Origin of the sequence: Palleronia sediminis (assembly GCF_004358695.1) — a bacterium.
Lineage (GTDB): Bacteria > Pseudomonadota > Alphaproteobacteria > Rhodobacterales > Rhodobacteraceae > Palleronia > Palleronia sediminis.
Map to the genome: position 1 here is coordinate 162,534 of NZ_SNAA01000002.1, position 17,829 is coordinate 180,362.

Genomic DNA, 17,829 nt, shown 5'->3' on the forward strand with positions numbered 1-17,829 from the left:
CTCGCGCGCGCGCCTTGCCTCAGGCGGCGAGCTGCGCCTCGAACCGGCGCAGGACGCGGCAGCCCGGCGCGGCCACGCGCCCGCCGGCAAGTTGCGGGCCTTCGGTCTCGACCCAGGCGCCGTCGACCAGCGCAAGCTCGTGCGAGTCGAGCAGGATCGACACCCAGCCGCGACGCGGCGCGTCGGCCCAGCCGATGCCGGGCCGCCCGACCAGGTCGCCCGCCTGCGCAAAGGCCTCGGCCGTGCCCAGCACCAGCATCATCCTGTCGGAGGTGACCAGCACCTTGTGCGTTTCGGCCACCACCATGTCGCGCATGGGCAGATCGGGGCCCAGCGCGCCTGCGGCGATCCGCACGGCGCGGGCACTGCGCGTTTCGGGCAGTTCGTGGCTGATCGCGTGGATCGTGCGCAACCCGTGATCGCGGGTAAAGACCGTGTCGCCCGCCCTGAGATAGCGCGCAGCGATCTCGCCTAGACCCGTCGCGACCATCGCATCGGCCGAGATGCCGGATGCGCGCTGGCCGCGCGGTGCAGGGGGCAATATCGCCGCCAGCCTGGCGGCGAGGGTAGCGTCGGTCATACCGGTCCCTCGGATTTCGGCCGCTGCTGCGCAGCATGGCCTGTTCCTGTGTTGGACTGTTCTAGAGGAAAATATTCCACCGATCTACGGGCAAGAACGACGGATCGACTCTTCTTGCCGGAAAACCGCCTGACGGCCGCCCCGGTCGCGACATGATCGCCGTCACAGGGGCGCCACCGGGAACGGTGCGGGGGCGCGGGCGCGGACCGTTTCCAGAACCGCGCCTATTCTCGACAAATCCCACCGGCCGGCACGGTTTCCTGTATTCGGGCAATCGCTGACCGTGGCGAAACTGTCCGCCCCTGGGAAACGCGCACCCGGTCTTGGCCGACTCGCTCCGCCGTGCCTCAATGCACCCGGTCGTGTTCCCGGCCGCGCGTCAGCACGGGGCGCGCCGCCGCGAACCGCGCGCCGTCGCGTAGCGGGCCCGCGCCCGCAAGGCCCGGAAAGAGGCGTGTGATCTCGTCGCGCTGCGAGCCGTTCAACGCCGCCATGCCGTCGGCCGAGGGCTGGAAACTCTCGCTCCAGGTGCCGTTCGACAGGATCATCTGGTGGCAGTCGAACATGAGGTGGATATAGGTCATCCCCAATGCCTCGACCTGCGCCGCGCCGGGGCCGGCGCACAGCTCGATCGCGGGCACGAGCATCTCGCGTTCCGGCAGATATCGCGTCCTCGTATCCATCGTCATCAACATCCGGTGGTTCGGGCTGACCAGCGTATCGCGTTCGGGCAGTCCGTAGCCCAGGGCGCCCTGCCGGATCAGAACCGGGCGCAGCTCGGGCGCGGCGACGAGATCGGCATGGGTCAGGCGCTTTTGCCCGACCCAGCAGATCTCCTGGATCCCGGCATCGCGGGTGATGATCCGGTCGCCCTCTCGCAGGGTCTCGACCTCGCGTTCGCCGCAGGGCGTGGCGATCCGCGTGCCGGGCGTGAAGCAGGCCGCGCGGGGGCGCGAAGCGGGGGCGGTTCGGGCTGACATGGTACCTCGGCAACAACGGACCGGCCGAAGATGGCGCGAAACCGCGGCCTTGGCAAAGAGAAACCCGCGGGCCTCGAGGCCCGCGGGGTCGCATCGTCGGGGGTCGACGGGCGGGCCCACCCTCCGTCTTGGCCTAGAGCAGCTTGGCCTCGTGCTTTTTCAGCGTCCGGCGGGCGGCGCGATAGGCCTCGATACCCTCGTAATCCTCGAACTCGGGGAAGAGGCGCAGGATCTCGGCGCGCTGATCCTCGCCGATCCCCTTGAGGGTATAGTCGCCGGGCTGGAAGCTCTCGGACCATGCGCCATCCGCCAGAACGACCTCGTGCTGGTCGAACATGAAGTGGATGTAGCTCACCCCCAGCGCACAGACCTGCGCGATCCCGTGCATGTGGCACAGGTGCTTGGCCGCCACGAGGACCTCGCGATCCTCGAAATAGAGCGCGCTCTTGTCGTTGTTGACCAGCATACGGTGATTGGGGCTGACAAGCATGTCGCGCTCGGGCAACCCGAAGCCCAGCGCCCCTTTCGAGATCAGCACCGGCCGCAGGTCGGGCTGCGCGGCGAGATCCTGCCGGGCGAGCCGCTTTTCGCCGATCCAGCGCACTTCCTGGATGCCGCTGTCACGGGTGATGATCCGGTCGCCTTCGCGCAGATCCTCGACCGGGCGCTCGCCCCTGGGGGTCGCGATCAGGGTTCCGGGGGTGAAGCAGGGAATGATCCTCTCGATATTCTCGAAGACCAGCTTGCCGTTCTGGTTGCCGTCGGCGTCGAAGAACAGAACCTCGCCGTCGATCCCGTTGCTGTAGACGACCTCGCCTGGGATCACGCCGTTGGGCGACGTGCCGTCGGTGTTGTCGTTGTCGGGCCGGACATTGACCAGCTTGTAGCTGCCGCCCGGCGCGACCGACCCGCGCAGGTCGAGCGTGTCGAAGTCGTTGCCGCCCGATCCGCCGAGGACGGTATCGTTGCCCAGCAGCAGCTCGAACGTGTCGGCATCGTCGCCACCGCGCAGCAGATCGTCGCCCGGCTCGTCGCCGCCGTTGATCGTGTCGTTGCCCGCGCCGCCGTCGACCGTGTCGTTGCCGCCGGCCGCGTTGATCGAGTCGTTGCCCGCGCCGCCGTCGATATAGTCGTCGCCGAGCCCGCCGACGGCGGTGTCGTCGCCGTCGCCGCCGTACATGGTGTCGTCGCCGATATTGCCGCGCATGAAGTCGTTGCCGGCACCGCCTTCGAGCAGATCGCTGTCACCGTTGGCGATCAGCGTATCGTTGCCGTCTCCGCCGAGCAGCGTGTCGTTTCCGTCCCCGCCGCTGATGAAGTCGTCGCCCTCGCCGCCATCGACCCAATCATCGCCCTTGCCGGCCCAGACGGTATCGTTGCCCGCGCCCGCATGGATCGAATCGTCGCCCGCGCCGCCCTCGATGCTGTCGTCGTCGATCCCGGCATGGATGGTGTCGTTGCCCTCGCCGCCAAAGATCGTGTCCGCATCGTCGCCGGTATAGATCAGGTCGTTGCCCTTGCCGCCATCGACGAGGTCGCGCCCGTCATCGGGGTTGGGATCCTTGGCGTCGGGCAGGGTGTCGATGCCCGCGATGATGGTGTCGTTGCCGTCGCCGCCAAGGATCGTATCGGACCCCTGGATATCGGTGATGTAGTCGTCGCCATCGCCGCCATCGACCGAGTCGTCGTCGATCCCGGCCTCGATCCGGTCGTTTCCGGCACCGCCGAGGATCGTGTCGGCATCGTCGCCGGTAAAGATCGTGTCGTTGCCGGCCCCGCCATCGACGAAATCGCGGTCGTCGTCGGGGTTGGGGTCGAGATCGCCGAGAACGTCGGGCGACTCGGCACCCTCGGGGTCGGGCGAGATGAACGGCACATCGGTGTCGAAGGCCTGATCGGTGCCCGAGGTGTCGATGTGGTCATCGCCCTCGCCGCCCAGCGCGGTATCCGAGCCGTCGCCCCCCAGGAGGGTATCGTCGCCTGTCCCGCCATGGAGCGAGTCGTCGCCCGCGCCGCCGGAAAGGCTGTCATCCCCGGCTTGGCCGCTGAGCGTATCGTCGCCCGCCTGCCCGAGGATCGTATCGCGGCCGCCATCGCCGAACAGCGCGTCGTCACCCTCGCCGCCGTCGATGAGATCGGCACCGGATCCGCCCACGACCGAGTCGTTGCCGTCCTCGCCAAAGATGGTGTCGCCGCCTAGGCGCCCGAACACCGTATCGTCGCCGCCACCGGCCTTGACGATATCGGCATTGGTTCCGATGGGGCTGCCGTTCACGATCTGGTCGGGCCGGTCGATGAGGTCGCCCTCGGGATCGCCGGTGTAGTTCTCGTCGATCAGGTTGGCCTCGTCATCGCCCTCGACGATGCCGTTGAGCTCTTTCCCGCCCAGCGGGGGCGGAACGGGCGAGTCGCCGCGAAGCTCCTCGATCTCGGTAAAGGTCAGGCGGCCCGTTTCGTGGCCCGAGGCATCGCGGAACACGACCGTTCCGTTCGCGCCGTTGCCGTTGCCGTCGACGACGAGATCCTCGACGGTAAAGGCGCCCTGGCCGGTCAGGTCGAGAATGTCGTAATCGGCCGATTCACCCGGCTGGATCTCGGAAGGGCGCGTGACCACGCGTCCGCCCGATCCGCCGTCGATCCGGTCGCCATCGGTTCCGCCGACGATCAGGTCGGCATCGTCGCCGCCCTTGATGGTATCGGCGCCGTGCCCCCCTTCGAGCACGTCGCGCCCGCCCGCGCCGACCAGCAGGTCGTCGCCGTCGCCGCCATGCAGCGTGTCGTCGCCGCCCGGCCCGGTCGTGGCTTCGGTGTAGTAGACATCCGAGATATGGATGCCGGAATTGGCGTGACCGTCCTGCTCATGCGTGATCTCGATGCGCGAGAAGGGCCCGGCGATGTTGACCAGCACCGAGTAATCCTTGGACGTCTCGGAGGCATAGCCCCCCTTGCTGTCGGCCGTCTCGGACCCCGCGACGCTGTCCTCGTCCTTGAGCGTGATCTTCGTGCCGGCATCGGTCAGCGTGACCTCGACCGGGCGGCCCTCGTCGTCATAGGCGCGGACCCGGACGATGCCGTCGCCGTCGATATCGGTGATGCGGAAGCTGCCGTCGGTGACTTCCTCGGAGTAATCGAGAACGTAGGTCGCCTCGTTCCCGTGGCCGTTCAGATCGGATTTGAGGCTCGAGTCGTCATCGACCGGCTCGCCGTCGCTGTCGATCCCGCGCGTGTCGATCTTGGTGTTCGAGACGAAGGTCTCGATATCCTTGTCGTTCTCGTCCTTTGTGAACGTCACCTGGACCTTGCCGGTCTCGTCCAGCCGGTCCCATTCGAACCGCTCGCGGCTGCCCTCGGGGGGATTGTCGCCGTAAAGCTCGTCATCGCCCGCGCCGCCCGACAGCGAATCGTCGCCGCCCTCGCCGTAAAGCGTATCGTCGCCATGGCCGCCGATCAGCGTATCGTCGCCCTCGCCCTCGGCGACGGTCGTCGTGAACTTCACGTCCGAGATATGAATGCCCGAGCGGCCCGAATCCGATCCGGCCGAATGAATGATACGGATGCCCTGCACCGGACCCGCGATCGAGATCTCGGCGCCGACATACTTGCTGTCGGGATCGTCGTCGGCGACCTGCTTCGACTCGCTGATCGTCCCATCGGCCGAGACCTGGAGGTTCTTGCCCAGCTCGAACTCGACCGGAACCTGTTTCCCGTCCGGCCCGACCGCGATTACCTGCACGCCTTTCAGGTTCGCATCGAGATCGGAGAGGGTGAAGCGGACATTCTCGACCGCCTCGGAGAACCCGAACTCGTAGGTGCCGCTTTCATGCGCATCGAGCAGCGATTTGAGCGAGCTTTCGTCGTCGACCCCGGTATCGCCGGTAAAGATGTCGTCATCCTCGAAGCTCGACCGGACCCCCGATCCGGGGATCGCGACGCGCACTTCGACACCGTCGACGGTCTGGCTGACCACGCGGTTCGACAGGTCGTCCCCATCGTCGATATCGCCGTGGCCGTTGGGATCGTCCAGCGCGCTCCAGCGGAAGGTGCCTTCGGTCGCGACGCCTGGCAGGGCGCGGTCGCCATAGATCACGTCGTTTCCGTTGTCGCCCGACAGCAGGTCGTCGCCCGCGCCGCCCAGAACGATATCGTCGTCATGGCCGGCCGATACGGTGTCGTCCCCGCCCCGAGCGTCGACGATATCGCGGTCGGAATGCATGAAATCGCCCGCGTCGATGCGGTCGCCCTCGGGATCGCCACGATACCCGGCGTCGATCCGGTCGGCGCCGTTCGTGCCGCTGACGACATCGTCGGAGGTCAGCTTGCCCTCGGCGAGCTTGGTCTCGAACCATTCCGTGAAACGCCAGGTCATTCGCTTTCCTCCCATGCTGTCGGCACACCCGCTTTCGAGCCGGTGCGGCGACAGAAAATATATTCGCCCAATTATTCCGCCACGAACCCATGGGCATCGGCCCACGCATCAGTGACGGTGTGCGACCCCCCAGGGCCACCGCCAAGTCCCGTCACCGGAGCTCCGAATCGGAAACCCGCGGCTTGGCAAGGTTAGTACGATTTCAATCTACTCTGTTTAGGATCGTTCAGCACACGAACATGCGTCCGACCGAAAATAATCGTCGCCGCTAACAGGCTGAATTGTACGCCATTCAGAAACACATTCGGCCGAATTGCAGACCGACCTAGACTTATGGTGCAGTTTTCGGTTCAGCCGTTTCTCGAGGGCATCCAATCCGTTGCCAATCGCATCCAATACAACCCTGGGATGTATCTATTCGTCGTTAAGCACGTGTTTCCCGAACTGCGCCAATCCGTGGACGAAGGGGGGGATCGTTCCCAAACGTCAAGCGATGTGGAGGCAACCGGAGAATCGCGCCATAAATATGGCGACGCCACGGCCCCGATGCGCCCGATGCGTCAAGGCTGTGGTGCGGGCGGCGGGACTCGAACCCGCACGGGCCTAGCCCAAGGCATTTTAAGTGCCATGCGTCTACCATTCCGCCACGCCCGCGCGCGTCCCCGAAGGGAAAGGTGGTACCCGCGGCCGGACTCGAACCGGCATGGCCTCTCGGCCGGCGGATTTTGAATCCGCTGCGTCTACCATTCCGCCACGCGGGCATCGGGCAACCACCTGTCGAGGCGTTTACCCAGACCCGCCGGGCATGAAAAGGCCCCATGGCGCTTGCGCCGACCCGCGGGCGACGCCACGTTGCGCGGATGGATACGATCCCCCGTCTCGGTGCGCTGGCCGTCGTTCCCAGGGGCGATGCGGTTTGTCTCGTCCAGCGGCGCAATCCGCCCGATGCCGGGCTCTGGGGTTTTCCCGGCGGCCATGTGGAGCCGGGCGAAACCGCGCTGGCCGCCGCCGCGCGCGAGCTCTCCGAGGAAACCGGCGTGATCGCGCGCCCGCTGCGCTACCTGACCAATATCGACGTGATCCGCCGCGATGCCTCCGGCGCCCTGCTCTGGCACTATCTGCTGGCCGCCGTGCTCTGCGCCCACGAAAGCGGCGAGCCCCGCGCGGGCGACGACGCGCTCAGGGCCGCATGGGTGCCGCTCGGCGATATCGCGGCGGGCCGCCTGCCGCTCAGCGCCCGCGTGGCCGAGCTTGCACGCCTGGCCTTGCGCGACCCCCGCCATGCACCCGCCGGTCACGCGCACCCTTGACCGCCCCGCCGCCGCGTGGTCGGAGACCGCCATGATACGCGCGCTCTATGACTGGACCATCGGCCTTGCCGCGCATCCTCATGCGCTTTGGGCACTCGCCATCGTCGCCTTCGTCGAAAGCTCGGTCTTTCCGATCCCGCCCGACGTGCTGATGATCCCCATGATCATCGCCCGCCCGCGCCGCGCCTGGATCGTGGCGGCGGTCGCGACGATCGCCTCGGTGCTGGGCGGGCTCGCCGGCTATGCCATCGGGGCCTTCGCCTTCGAGCAGATCGGCCGCCCGGTTCTCGAGTTCTACGGCAAGGACGGCAATTTCGACCTCTTCGCGGCGCGCTACAACGCATACGGCGCCTGGGCGGTGCTGGTCGCGGGGATCACGCCCTTCCCGTTCAAGGTCATCACCATCCTGTCGGGCACCACCGCGCTGTCGCTGCCCGTCTTCATCGTCGCCTCGGTCATCGCGCGGGGGCTGCGCTTCTTTCTCGTCGCGGGGCTGTTGCGCGTCTTCGGCGCGCCGATCCGCGAGTTCATCGAGCGGCGGCTGAACCTCGTCTTCACCCTGTTCTGCATCCTGCTCATCGGCGGCTTCCTTCTCGTGAGGTACCTATGACCCGACGCATGTTGACCACGCTGGCGGGGCTCGGCTCGGCCGCGCTTCTGGCCGGGGCCTTCGGCTTTCAGGCGATGGGCTATGCGCCCTGCCAGATGTGCCTGTGGCAACGCTGGCCCCATGCGGCAGCGGTGGCGCTGGCGGTGGTGGCATTCGCCTGGCCCCGGCGGATCGTGGCGGTGTTGGGCGCGCTGGCCGCGCTCGTCACTGCCGGGCTCGGCCTGTTTCACACCGGGGTCGAGCGCGCCTGGTGGGACGGGCCGGCCTCCTGCGCGGGGGGCGGATCGCTAGCGGGGATGGGCGGAGCGGACCTTCTGTCGACCGACACGCTCGACAAGGTGGTGATGTGCGACGAGGTGGCCTGGGCCTTTGCCGGGCTGTCGATGGCCTCGTGGAACGCGGTGCTGTCGCTGGGCCTCGCCGCGATATGGGTCGCCGCCGCCCGCCGGGGGCTGCGCGCATGACCCGCGTGACGCTTGTGGGCGTGCCGCTCGATTGCGGCAAGCGGCGGCCGGGATGCCTGATGGGGCCGGATTCGTTCCGCGTGGCGGGGCTGGCCGAGGCGCTGACGGCGCTGGGGCACGAGGTGCGCGATATCGGCAACCTCGCCCCCGGCCCGGCGCGCGAGGTGCCGGGCGCGCATCTCTACCGCGCGGGCGAGGTCGCGGCCTGGACCGAGACGCTGATCGCCACGGGCCGCGCCCTGCCCGACATGCCGATCTTCATGGGGGGCGATCACGCGCTGTCCTGCGGCAGCGTGGCGGCCATGGCGGCCCGCGCAAGCGACCGCGGTCGGCCGCTGTTCCTGCTCTGGCTCGACGCGCATAGCGATTATCACACGCTGGCGACGACGGAGTCGGGCAACCTGCATGGCTGCCCCGTGGCCTACGCGACCGGCCAGCCCGATTTCGACGGCTTCCCCGATCTGCCCGCGCGCGTCGCGCACGAGAATATCTGCATGATCGGGCTGCGCTCGGTCGATCCGTCGGAACGCGACCGCCTGGCCGGGACCGAGGCGGTGCTGCACGACATGCGCGCGATCGACGAACATGGCATCGCGGCCCCCCTGCCCGCCTTTCTCGACCGCGTGCGCGCGGCCGGGGGCGATCTGCATGTCTCGTTCGACATCGACTTCCTCGACCCGTCCATCGCGCCCGCGGTCGTCACAACCGTGCCCGGAGGCGCGACCTTCCGCGAGGCGCACCTGGTGATGGAGATGCTTTGCGAGGCGGGGCTCGTCACCTCGCTCGACCTGGTCGAGCTGAACCCCGCGCTGGACGAACGCGGCCGCTCGGCGCGTCTGATGGTCAACCTGACCGAGTCGCTGATGGGGCGAAAGATCTTCGACCGGCCGACCCGCGCCCGCGGCTAGGCGCCCGCACGCGCGGGCGGCAGCGAATAGGTCATCGAGGCACGCGCGACCGGCGCGTCCTTCCCTTCGGAGTGGATCAGGACGTCGCCCACCGCCAGGCTCCGCCCCAGCTTGAGCAGCCGCGCCTCGCCGATCAGGTCGGCGCCCGCCTCGGGCTTGCGCATGAAATCCATGCTGCAATTCGTCGTCACAGCCAATGCCACGGGGCCGAGCCGCGACAGGATCGCGAAATAGACCGACAGATCGGCCAGCGCGAACATCGCAGGACCCGAAACGGTGCCGCCCGGCCGCAGATGCGCCGGCCGAACCTTGAGCCGGACCGAGATGCCCGCCGCGTCGAGACGCTCGATCCCGAAATCCTCGGCCACCTGCGGAAACTCGGCCCGCAGGAACGCCTCGAGCCCGCCCGCATCCATCTTCAGCCCGTCATCCATTCCGCTTTTCCTTTGCTGACCGGCGCGCCATGGGTATTTGAGAAAGAGAAGAGACATGGGCGCGCCCTGCCCGTCTTCTCTTTTTCAAATACCCATGCCCGCTCAAAGATCGTGGAACGCGCGGGCCTGCCGCGCCGTCCAGTTGACGGTGATCGCGATGGCGTCCTCGCGCGGCGTCTCGTCCTCGACGATCCCCTGCTCGTAGAGCCATGCGCGGCGTCGGCCCGCGTCGAAGGGCAGATCGAGCGTCCGGCGCGAGCGCGGCGCGTCGAGCGCGTCGGCCACCATCCCCAGGAGCGCCTCGACCCCCTCGCCGTCGAGCGCCGAGACGAGCGCCACGGTGTCGTGCCGGTCGGCCAGCGCCGCGAGGGCGGCCGCGCGTTCGGGCGGCAGAAGGTCGGCCTTGTTCCAGACCTCTATCATCGGCACGTCCTCGCGCACGCCGAGATCGGCCAGGATCGCCTCGACATCGGCAGCCTGCTCCTCGGTGCCGGGATGGGCCACGTTGCGGACATGCAGGATCAGGTCGGCGGCCAGCACCTCTTCGAGCGTGGCGCGGAAGGCCGCGACGAGCTGGGTGGGCAGGTTCGACACGAAGCCCACCGTGTCCGACAGGATCACCCGCCGCCCCGTGGGCAGGTCGACCGCGCGCATGGTCGGGTCGAGCGTGGCGAAAAGCATGTCCTCGGCCATGACGCTCGCCCCCGTCACGCGGTTGAACAGCGTCGATTTGCCCGCGTTGGTATAGCCCACCAGCGCCACGATGGGGAACGGCACGCGGGCACGCGCGGCGCGGTGGAGTTCGCGGGTGCGCACCACCTTGTCGAGCTGGCGGCGCAGGCGGACGAGCTGTTCGTCGATGGCGCGGCGGTCGGCCTCGATCTGGGTCTCGCCGGGCCCGCCCACGAATCCGAGCCCGCCGCGCTGGCGTTCGAGATGGGTCCAGGCCCGCACCAGCCGCGTGCGCTGATAGGCCAGGGCCGCCATCTCGACCTGCAAGACGCCCTCGCGCGTGCGGGCGCGGTCCGAAAAGATCTCGAGGATCAGGCCGGTGCGGTCCAGCACCTTGACCCCCCATGCCTTTTCGAGATTGCGCTGCTGCACCGGGCTGACCGGACCGTCGATCAGGACCAACCCGATCTCGTCCGCGGCGAGGCGGGTCTTGAGTTCCTCGAGCTTGCCGGTGCCGAAGAGATGGCCGGGATGGGCGCGCGGCAGGCGCACGATCTCGCCGCCCTCGACCGACAGGTCGGGCAGCGCGGCCGCGAGCGCCAGCGCCTCGTCCAGCGCGGGCTGGGCCGCGCGGCGGTCGCGGTCGGTCTGGATATCGGGGTGCAGGACCCATGCACGCATCATGCGGGCACAACGCGTAAGACGGCAGAGCGGTTCATCGGGGGCGCGGGCCGGAGGATCAGGACACGTCGTCCCCGTCGTAGAGCTGGATCGGCTGCGAGGGCATGATGGTCGAGATCGCGCCCTTGAAGACAAGCTGGCTCTGCCCGTCGCGGCGCAGCAGGACGCAAAAATTGTCGAACCAGGTGATGACGCCCTGCAATTTCACGCCGTTGATGAGGAAGATCGTCACCGAGGTCTTGTTCTTGCGGACGTGGTTGAGAAACGTTTCCTGAAGGTTCTGCTTTTCGGCGGCCATCGGCGATGCGTCCCTGTCCCGGTGTTCTTCTTGGCCCCGATTCCGGAGCGGTTTGGTCCCCGAGTATGCCGTCGGGTCACAGTGTTGAAAAGCGCAAAAGGCCCCCGCCCGTGTCAGCCGCGCCACACATCGCGGTTGAACAGGGCGATGATCGCCAGAAGCTCGAGCCGGCCGAGCACCATGGTCGCCGCGACGATGACCTGCGCGGCGGTGTTCAGCTCGCGCCAGGCGATGGCGTTCTGTCCGCCGACGGCGGCGAGCGGGCCGTTCGTTGACAGGGCCGCGACGGTGATGACCGCGGCTTCGGTAAAGCGCAGCCCCGTAAGCGCCAGCGCCGCCCAGATCGCGCCGATGGTCATGGCGAAGAGCATGAAGAAGATCCACGCGACGAAGGCGCCTTCGCGCCGCAGGCGCCGGCCCGACGATCCCGCGCCGCCCACCGAGCTCGGATGCACCAGCCGCCCCATCTCGCGCGTGCCGTGCTTGTAGAGCGCGTAGATCCGCAGAAGCTTCACCCCGCCGGCGGTGGTCGCCACGCCCCCGCCGATGATCGACAGCCCCATCAGCACCAGCCCCGGCGTCGGCAGCCCCGACCAGAACCGGGCCTGTTCGAAGGTCGAGCCCTCGAACCCGGTCGTGGTGAGGAAGGACAGCGTGGTGAACATCGCGCCCCAGAACGCGGCCAGCGCCCGGCCGAGGTTTTCCTGCTCGTTGGTCTCGATGGCGCCGAGCCAGTGGCGCAGGAACAGGAAGCCGGGGATGGCCAGCACCAGCACCAGAGCCAGCCGGATCTCGGGATCGCGCAACAGGTAACCGCGTTCGCGCGTGATGAAATCGTTGCGGAAGGTCAGGCGCGACACGGCGAAAAAGAGAAAGACGAAGATCGCGATCTCGGGCAGGACGCCGGGGCTTTGCCAGCCGCCCGGCGCGATGCCCGAGGTCGACAGGGTCGACATGGCGATGATCGCGCCCTCGAGCGGGGCGAGCCCCGTCATCACGAGGATCGCCCAGAGCGCCAGCGTCAGCCCGGCATAGACCGGCGCCAGCCTTGCGCCATAGCGCCGCAGGCGCATCCCCGCATCGCCCGCACGTCGTTCGCGCAGCGCCGCGCGGCCGGCGGCGGTCATGTCGGTCGAGACGACCTCGAACCCGCCGAGGTTCAGCGGCGCGAGGATCGCCAGCGCCGAGACCCAGAACAAAAGCCCCCCCATCCAGCCCACCATCGCGCGCCACAGATGCAGCGCCGAAGGCAGGCGGCCGGGCTCCGAGAACAGGCTCGCCCCCGTCGTGGTGATGGAGGAGACCATCTCGAACCAGCAGGCGAAAAAGGACGCGCCGGGGACGGATTCGTGGAACGGCACCGCCAGCATCACCGGCAGCAGCGTCAGCGCCCCCAAGAGCCCCAGAAGCTGGCCGCGCGCCCGCCTGTCCCCGCCCCGGCCAGAAACCGCGACGGCCAGCAGCAGGAACAGCATCGAGAACACGAGCCCCGAATAGAAGAAGCTGCGCGAGACATGCAGGCTGCGCACCTGGAAGGCATAGATCGCCGGCACGAACATCGCGACCGCGCCGATCCCCTGGAGAAGCAGCAGGAAAGGCAGGGACTTGAGCCGGGCCACCATCAGAAAAAGTCTATCGAGACCTGGAACAGCCTCTCGACCGCGGGCACGTCGTCGGCCAGCGCGAAGATGACGATCACATCGCCCTCTTCGATACGGGTGGCGCCGGTGGGGCGGATGATGCGGTCGCCCTTGGCGACGGCACCGACCAGCGCGCCCTCGGGAAAGTCGATCTCGCGCACGAGCTGTCCCGCGATGGGCGAGGTCGAGAGCACCTGCGCCTCGATCACCTCGGCCTCGGCGTCGCCCAGCGAATAGACCCCGCGGACGCGGCCGTGACGAATATGTTGCAGGATCGAGCTGACGGTGGTGGCGCGCGGGTTGATGTAGGCGTCGATGCCCAGCGGCTGCATCAGCGATTGCAGCGACGGGTCGTTCACGAGGCAGATCGACATGCGGCACCCGGCCTGCTTGGCGCGCACGGCCGACAGGATGTTGGTCTTGTCGTCATCGGTGACGCAGAGGACGGCATCGGCCTTGGTGATGCCCGCCTCGTTGAGCAACTCGTGGCTCAGCCCGTCGCCGTTCAGAACGATCGTGCGCTCCAGCGCATCGGCGGCGCGTTCGGCCGCGCGGCGGTCGCGCTCGATCATCTTGGAGCGGATGCGCCGCGCCGAGGTCTCGAGCTTTTTCGCCACGGCCAGCCCGACATTGCCCCCGCCGACGATCACCACCCGTTCCTGCCGGGGGTTCGGCTTGCCGAAGATGTCGAGCGCGCGATCCATGTCGTCGCGATGCGAGACGATATAGATCTGGTCGCCCGCGAAAAGCTGGTCGCCCGGTTCGGGCGCGAAAAGCTGGCCCTTGCGGCGCACGCCCACGACAATCGCGCGCAGGGTCGAGAACAGGTCCGTCAACTGGCGCAGCGGCGTGTTGAGCACCGGGCAATCGTCGTCGAGCACGATGCCCAGAAGCTGCACCATGCCGTCGAGGAACGGGTGCGTGTCGAAGGCGGCCGGCACGCTGAGCCGGCGCAGAGCGGCTTCGGCCACCTCGCGCTCGGGGCTGATGACCACGTCGATGGGCATGTGATCGCGCCGGTAGAGGTCGGAATAGATCGCGTCGAGATAGCTCTGCGCGCGCAGTCGCGCGATCTTGCGCGGCACGGCAAAGACCGAATGGGCCACCTGGCAGGTGACCATGTTGACCTCGTCGGAATGGGTCGCCGCGATGATCATGTCGACATCCCGCGCGCCCGCGCGGTCGAGGATGTCGGGATAGCTGGCATGGCCGACGATGCCCTGCACGTCCAGCACCTCGGTGGCCTGGCGCACGAGATCGGCGTTGTTGTCGACCACCGTCACGTCGTTGCGTTCGCCCGACAGGTGACGGGCGATCTGCCAGCCGACCTGTCCCGCGCCGCAGATGATGATCTTCATGCCGTCCGTTCCGCCATGGCCGCGATCCCGCCCGCTTTGTCACGACGGCCGCGCCGCGGCAAGGGCCGCGCCCTAGCCGCCGCGGCCGGGCAGTCGCGCGATCAGCGCCGAGGTGTCCCAGCGCCCGCCGCCCATGGCCTGCACGTCCTTGTAGAATTGGTCGACCAGCGCCGTCACCGGAAGCGCCGCACCGATCTCGTCGCCGGTCATGAGACAGATCGCGAGGTCCTTGCGCATCCAGTCCACCGCGAAGCCATGATCGAACTCGCGTGCCCGCATCGTCGCGGCCCGGTTCTCCATCTGCCACGAACCCGCCGCGCCCTGGCTGATGACCTCGACCACGGACTCGACGTCGAGCCCGGCGGCCTCGGCAAAGGCAAGCGCCTCGGACAGGCCCTGCAGGAGCCCGGCGATGGCGATCTGGTTGCACATCTTGGTCGTCTGTCCCGCGCCGCTTTCGCCGATGCGGCGCACGATGCGCGCGTAGCTCTCCATCACCGGCAACGCCCGGTCGAAGGCCGCCTGCTCGCCGCCGCACATGATCGACAGCTTTCCCGCCTCGGCACCGGCCTGCCCGCCCGAGATCGGCGCGTCGACGAAGGACAGCCCGGCCGCCTCCGCCTCGGCCGACAGCTCGCGCGTGACGCGGGCCGAGACGGTGGTGTGATCGACGAAAACCGCGCCTTCGGACATGCCGGCGAGCGCCCCCGCATCGCCGCGGCAGATGGCGCGCAGATCGTCGTCGTTGCCCACGCAGGCGAAGACGAACTCGGCCCCCTGCGCGGCCTCGCGCGGGGTGGGCGCGGTGGCGCCCCGGTGATCGCGCGCCCAGGCCTCGGCCTTGCCGGCGGTGCGGTTGTAGACCGTCACCTCATGGCCGGCCGCGGCCAGATGCCCGGCCATGGGATAACCCATCACGCCCAATCCCAGAAACGCGATCTTCGCCATGCTTCACCTCTGCGGTCAAATTGTCTAAGGCGCGAGACTACGCCGGGCCGCCGGGGGGTCAACCTGCGCGGGCCGCACGTTCGGGAACGGGACGCATCCATGGCCGCAGCGATCCGCTGGCTCTTTCGCATCTTCGTGACGCTCGCCCTGCTCGCCGGGCTGGCCTCGGCGGCGCTTTACTGGTTCATGGCGCGCAGCCTGCCCGATTACGACGCCCGGCTCGAGGTTGCGGGGCTCGACGCGCCGCTCGAGATCGTGCGCGACAATTCCAACGTGCCCCATATCTTCGGCGAGACCGATGCCGACGTGTTTTTCGGCCTCGGGTTCGCCCATGCGCAGGATCGTCTGTGGCAGATGACGCTGATGCGGCGCACGGCGCAGGGCCGCCTGTCCGAGATCTTCGGTGCGCGGACCGCCGCCACCGACGAGCTGATGCGCCGGCTCGATATCTACAACCTCGCCCGGCAATCGCTGGGCGCGCAAAGCGACGAGACCATGACCGCGCTCGAGGCCTATGCCGCGGGCGTCAACGCCTGGGTGTCCGAGGTCAATACCGGCGCCCGCGGCCGCGGTGCGCCCGAATTCTGGATGTTCGAGCCGCAGATCGCGCCGTGGAGCCCGGCCGACAGCCTCGCCATGATAAAGCTGCTCGCGCTCAACCTCGGCACCCATCTCGGCGAGGAGGTCCTGCGCGCGCGCGTTTCGCTCGCGCTCGACGATCCCGAGCGGCTGCGCGACATCCTGCCCGACGCGCCCGGACAGGGGGTTGCGGCGCTGCCCGACTATGCCGCGCTGGTCCCCGGCGCGGGCCAGGGCGCCACGCGGCTGGCCGCGGCCACGCCAGATCTCTGGCCGGTGGCCGAACGGGGGCTCGGCGGCGCGTCGAACGTCTGGGCGGCGGGGCCCACGCGCTCGGCCAGCGGCGGGACGCTTCTCGCCAACGATCCGCACCTCGCCTTTACCGCGCCGACGCTGTGGTATCTCGCCCGGCTCGAGCTGTCGTCGGGCGGGGTGATCGGGGCTACGGTTCCCGGAATGCCGCTGGTGCTGCTCGGCCGGTCCGAACGGCTGGGCTGGGGCATCACCGCCTCTTATGCCGACGACCAGGACCTGCACATCGAAAAGGTCAATCCCGACAATCGCAACGAGCTGCTGACCCCCGAGGGGTTCAAGCCGATGCGCAGTCGCCCCTCGATCCTCAAGATCAGGGATGCCGATCCGGTCACGCTGACGCTGCGCTGGTCCGAGAACGGGCCGATCCTGCCGCGCCGGCAGTTCGACCTGTCCGAGATCACGCCGCCCGGTCATGTCGTGTCGCTGTCCTGGACGGCGCTCTCGCCCGAGGACGGGTCGATGACGGCGGGGCTCGAACTCATGCGCGCCGGCGATGTCGATGCGGCCCTTGCCGCGGCCGAGGGGTTCGTGGCGCCGGGGCTGAACCTCGCCGTCATCGACGCCGAGCGCATCGCGATGAAGACCATCGGCGCCCTGCCCCGCCGCCGCGACGGACATGCCAGCAAGGGCCGCCTGCCCACGCCCGGCTGGATCGCGGAAAACCGTTGGGACGGCATCCTGCCCTATGACGCGAACCCCGTCTTTGCCGACCCCGCCGGCGGCATCGTCGGCAATACCAACAACAAGGTCGTGGATCGGCCTTTTCCCCTGCATGTCTCGTATCACTGGGGCGACACGCAGCGCATCCAGCGGTGGCGGCGCCTGATGCAGAACCGCGAGGTCCATACCCGCGAAAGCTTCATGGAGGCGCAGCTCGACACCGTCAGCCCCACCGCGCGCTCGTTGCTGCCGCTGGTAGGCGCCGATCTGTGGTTCACCGGTGAGGCCGCGCCCGAAGGCACGCCCGAGAGGCTGCGCCAGCGGGCGCTTGCCCTGCTCGCGGGATGGAACGGCGAGATGAACGAGCATCTCCCCGAGCCGCTGATCTATGCCGCCTGGATGCGGGCACTGCAGACCCGGCTGATCGCCGACGATCTCGGGCCGCTCGCGGCCGAGTTCACCCATCTCGAGCCGCTCTTCGTCGAGCGGGTGTTCCGCAACATCGACGGCGCGGCCGGGTGGTGCGACGTGGTGCAATCGGCGCGGGTCGAGACCTGCACCGACATGGCGCGACTGGCGCTCGATGATGCGCTGATCTGGATCGACGAGCGCTATGGCACGGCGCTGGAATCGCTGCGCTGGGGGGATGCGCACGAGGCGCTTCACGCGCATGAGACGCTGGGCGGGATCGGAGGGATCGGGTGGTTCGCCAATATCCGTCAATCGACCTCGGGCGGCGACAACACGCTGAGCCGCGGCCTGTCGCGCGGCACCGGCACCAACCCCTTCACCAGCGTCCACGGCGCGGGATATCGCGGCATCTACGATTTCGCGGATCCCGATTCGTCGGTCTTCATCACCTCGACCGGCCAGTCGGGCCATCCGCTGAGCCGTCATTACGACGACCTGGGGGATCTGTGGCGGCGGGGCGAATACATCCCCATGACGCTCGACCCCGATCTTGCGCGCGCCGCCGCCGTGGGCGTGACCGAGCTGATCCCGGCAGGCCGGGCGGAGTGAGCGAAA

General features: G+C 68.4%; 14 protein-coding genes and 2 tRNA genes. 5 read left to right on the top strand and 11 right to left on the bottom strand.

The genetic code is table 11. From position 1 onward, the window contains the following. Window positions 1-19: 19 nt before the first annotated feature. The 5 genes from E2L08_RS03035 to E2L08_RS03065 all read right to left on the bottom strand — a co-directional run bounded on the left by E2L08_RS03035 (window position 20) and on the right by E2L08_RS03065 (window position 6,687). Window positions 20-580 carry a Hint domain-containing protein gene (locus tag E2L08_RS03035; RefSeq protein ID WP_133395589.1) on the bottom strand — a complete coding sequence of 187 codons (561 nt, stop codon included), beginning with the start codon at window positions 578-580 and terminating at the stop codon, window positions 20-22. 347 nt (window positions 581-927) lie between these two features. Continuing rightward, window positions 928-1,560, bottom strand: coding sequence for a Hint domain-containing protein (locus E2L08_RS03040; protein ID WP_133395590.1), 633 nt, complete (start codon window positions 1,558-1,560; stop codon window positions 928-930). A 133-nt stretch (window positions 1,561-1,693) separates the two neighbouring features. Next, window positions 1,694-5,926, bottom strand: coding sequence for a Hint domain-containing protein (locus E2L08_RS03045; RefSeq protein ID WP_276321514.1), 4,233 nt, complete (start codon window positions 5,924-5,926; stop codon window positions 1,694-1,696). Between the two features lie 569 nt (window positions 5,927-6,495). Next, a tRNA-Leu gene (locus E2L08_RS03060) sits at window positions 6,496-6,580 on the bottom strand. A 21-nt stretch (window positions 6,581-6,601) separates the two neighbouring features. Then, a tRNA-Leu gene (locus E2L08_RS03065) sits at window positions 6,602-6,687 on the bottom strand. A 99-nt stretch (window positions 6,688-6,786) separates the two neighbouring features. On the opposite strand from E2L08_RS03065, the gene E2L08_RS03070 reads away from it, so the two are divergent. From E2L08_RS03070 to rocF, 4 genes are read left to right on the top strand one after another with little or no spacing between them, the layout of a single operon-like run. Further along, complete coding sequence (locus E2L08_RS03070) at window positions 6,787-7,236, top strand: NUDIX hydrolase (protein ID WP_133395591.1); 450 nt, start codon at window positions 6,787-6,789, stop codon at window positions 7,234-7,236. A 31-nt stretch (window positions 7,237-7,267) separates the two neighbouring features. Then, entirely contained in the window at window positions 7,268-7,846 is a 579-nt protein-coding gene (locus E2L08_RS03075) for a YqaA family protein (RefSeq protein WP_133395592.1), read from the top strand. Next, on the top strand, window positions 7,843-8,310 hold the full coding sequence (locus E2L08_RS03080; protein ID WP_133395593.1) for a disulfide bond formation protein B: 468 nt from the start codon (window positions 7,843-7,845) through the stop codon (window positions 8,308-8,310). Before E2L08_RS03075 ends, E2L08_RS03080 begins: the two co-directional genes overlap by 4 nt. Then, window positions 8,307-9,218 carry an arginase gene (gene rocF / locus E2L08_RS03085; RefSeq protein ID WP_133395594.1) on the top strand — a complete coding sequence of 304 codons (912 nt, stop codon included), beginning with the start codon at window positions 8,307-8,309 and terminating at the stop codon, window positions 9,216-9,218. The genes E2L08_RS03080 and rocF overlap by 4 nt, the downstream gene beginning before the upstream one ends. On the opposite strand, the gene E2L08_RS03090 is transcribed toward rocF, so the two are convergent. From E2L08_RS03090 to E2L08_RS03115, 6 genes are all read right to left on the bottom strand, one after another. Next, on the bottom strand, window positions 9,215-9,652 hold the full coding sequence (locus E2L08_RS03090; protein ID WP_133395595.1) for a PaaI family thioesterase: 438 nt from the start codon (window positions 9,650-9,652) through the stop codon (window positions 9,215-9,217). The genes rocF and E2L08_RS03090 overlap by 4 nt on opposite strands. A 102-nt stretch (window positions 9,653-9,754) precedes the next feature. Continuing rightward, window positions 9,755-11,008: a GTPase HflX gene (hflX, locus tag E2L08_RS03095; RefSeq protein WP_133395596.1), complete on the bottom strand. Its 1,254-nt coding sequence runs from the start codon at window positions 11,006-11,008 to the stop codon at window positions 9,755-9,757. Between the two features lie 55 nt (window positions 11,009-11,063). Then, window positions 11,064-11,303 carry an RNA chaperone Hfq gene (hfq, locus tag E2L08_RS03100; protein WP_133395597.1) on the bottom strand — a complete coding sequence of 80 codons (240 nt, stop codon included), beginning with the start codon at window positions 11,301-11,303 and terminating at the stop codon, window positions 11,064-11,066. Between the two features lie 113 nt (window positions 11,304-11,416). Then, window positions 11,417-12,925, bottom strand: coding sequence for a potassium transporter TrkG (locus E2L08_RS03105; RefSeq protein ID WP_133395598.1), 1,509 nt, complete (start codon window positions 12,923-12,925; stop codon window positions 11,417-11,419). Continuing rightward, a complete protein-coding gene (gene trkA, locus E2L08_RS03110; protein ID WP_133395599.1) occupies window positions 12,925-14,301 on the bottom strand; it encodes a Trk system potassium transporter TrkA in 1,377 nt (458 codons plus the stop codon). Before trkA ends, E2L08_RS03105 begins: the two co-directional genes overlap by 1 nt. Before the next feature lie 72 nt (window positions 14,302-14,373). Continuing rightward, window positions 14,374-15,249: an NAD(P)-dependent oxidoreductase gene (locus E2L08_RS03115; protein ID WP_133395600.1), complete on the bottom strand. Its 876-nt coding sequence runs from the start codon at window positions 15,247-15,249 to the stop codon at window positions 14,374-14,376. Window positions 15,250-15,348: 99 nt separating this feature from the next. Here E2L08_RS03115 and E2L08_RS03120 point away from each other — a divergent pair, with 99 nt between their 5' ends. Further along, complete coding sequence (locus E2L08_RS03120) at window positions 15,349-17,823, top strand: penicillin acylase family protein (RefSeq protein ID WP_133395601.1); 2,475 nt, start codon at window positions 15,349-15,351, stop codon at window positions 17,821-17,823. Window positions 17,824-17,829: the final 6 nt, after the last annotated feature.

Coding starts and splice junctions, on each gene's coding strand:
- E2L08_RS03035 (WP_133395589.1), bottom strand. CDS start 580: ATGACCGACGCTACCCTCGCCGCCAGGCTGGCGGCGATATTGCCCCCT.
- hfq (WP_133395597.1), bottom strand. CDS start 11,303: ATGGCCGCCGAAAAGCAGAACCTTCAGGAAACGTTTCTCAACCACGTC.
- trkA (WP_133395599.1), bottom strand. CDS start 14,301: ATGAAGATCATCATCTGCGGCGCGGGACAGGTCGGCTGGCAGATCGCC.
- E2L08_RS03045 (WP_276321514.1), bottom strand. CDS start 5,926: ATGACCTGGCGTTTCACGGAATGGTTCGAGACCAAGCTCGCCGAGGGC.
- E2L08_RS03090 (WP_133395595.1), bottom strand. CDS start 9,652: ATGGATGACGGGCTGAAGATGGATGCGGGCGGGCTCGAGGCGTTCCTG.
- E2L08_RS03075 (WP_133395592.1), top strand. CDS start 7,268: ATGATACGCGCGCTCTATGACTGGACCATCGGCCTTGCCGCGCATCCT.
- E2L08_RS03105 (WP_133395598.1), bottom strand. CDS start 12,925: ATGGTGGCCCGGCTCAAGTCCCTGCCTTTCCTGCTGCTTCTCCAGGGG.
- E2L08_RS03120 (WP_133395601.1), top strand. CDS start 15,349: ATGGCCGCAGCGATCCGCTGGCTCTTTCGCATCTTCGTGACGCTCGCC.
- hflX (WP_133395596.1), bottom strand. CDS start 11,008: ATGATGCGTGCATGGGTCCTGCACCCCGATATCCAGACCGACCGCGAC.
- rocF (WP_133395594.1), top strand. CDS start 8,307: ATGACCCGCGTGACGCTTGTGGGCGTGCCGCTCGATTGCGGCAAGCGG.
- E2L08_RS03080 (WP_133395593.1), top strand. CDS start 7,843: ATGACCCGACGCATGTTGACCACGCTGGCGGGGCTCGGCTCGGCCGCG.
- E2L08_RS03115 (WP_133395600.1), bottom strand. CDS start 15,249: ATGGCGAAGATCGCGTTTCTGGGATTGGGCGTGATGGGTTATCCCATG.
- E2L08_RS03040 (WP_133395590.1), bottom strand. CDS start 1,560: ATGTCAGCCCGAACCGCCCCCGCTTCGCGCCCCCGCGCGGCCTGCTTC.
- E2L08_RS03070 (WP_133395591.1), top strand. CDS start 6,787: ATGGATACGATCCCCCGTCTCGGTGCGCTGGCCGTCGTTCCCAGGGGC.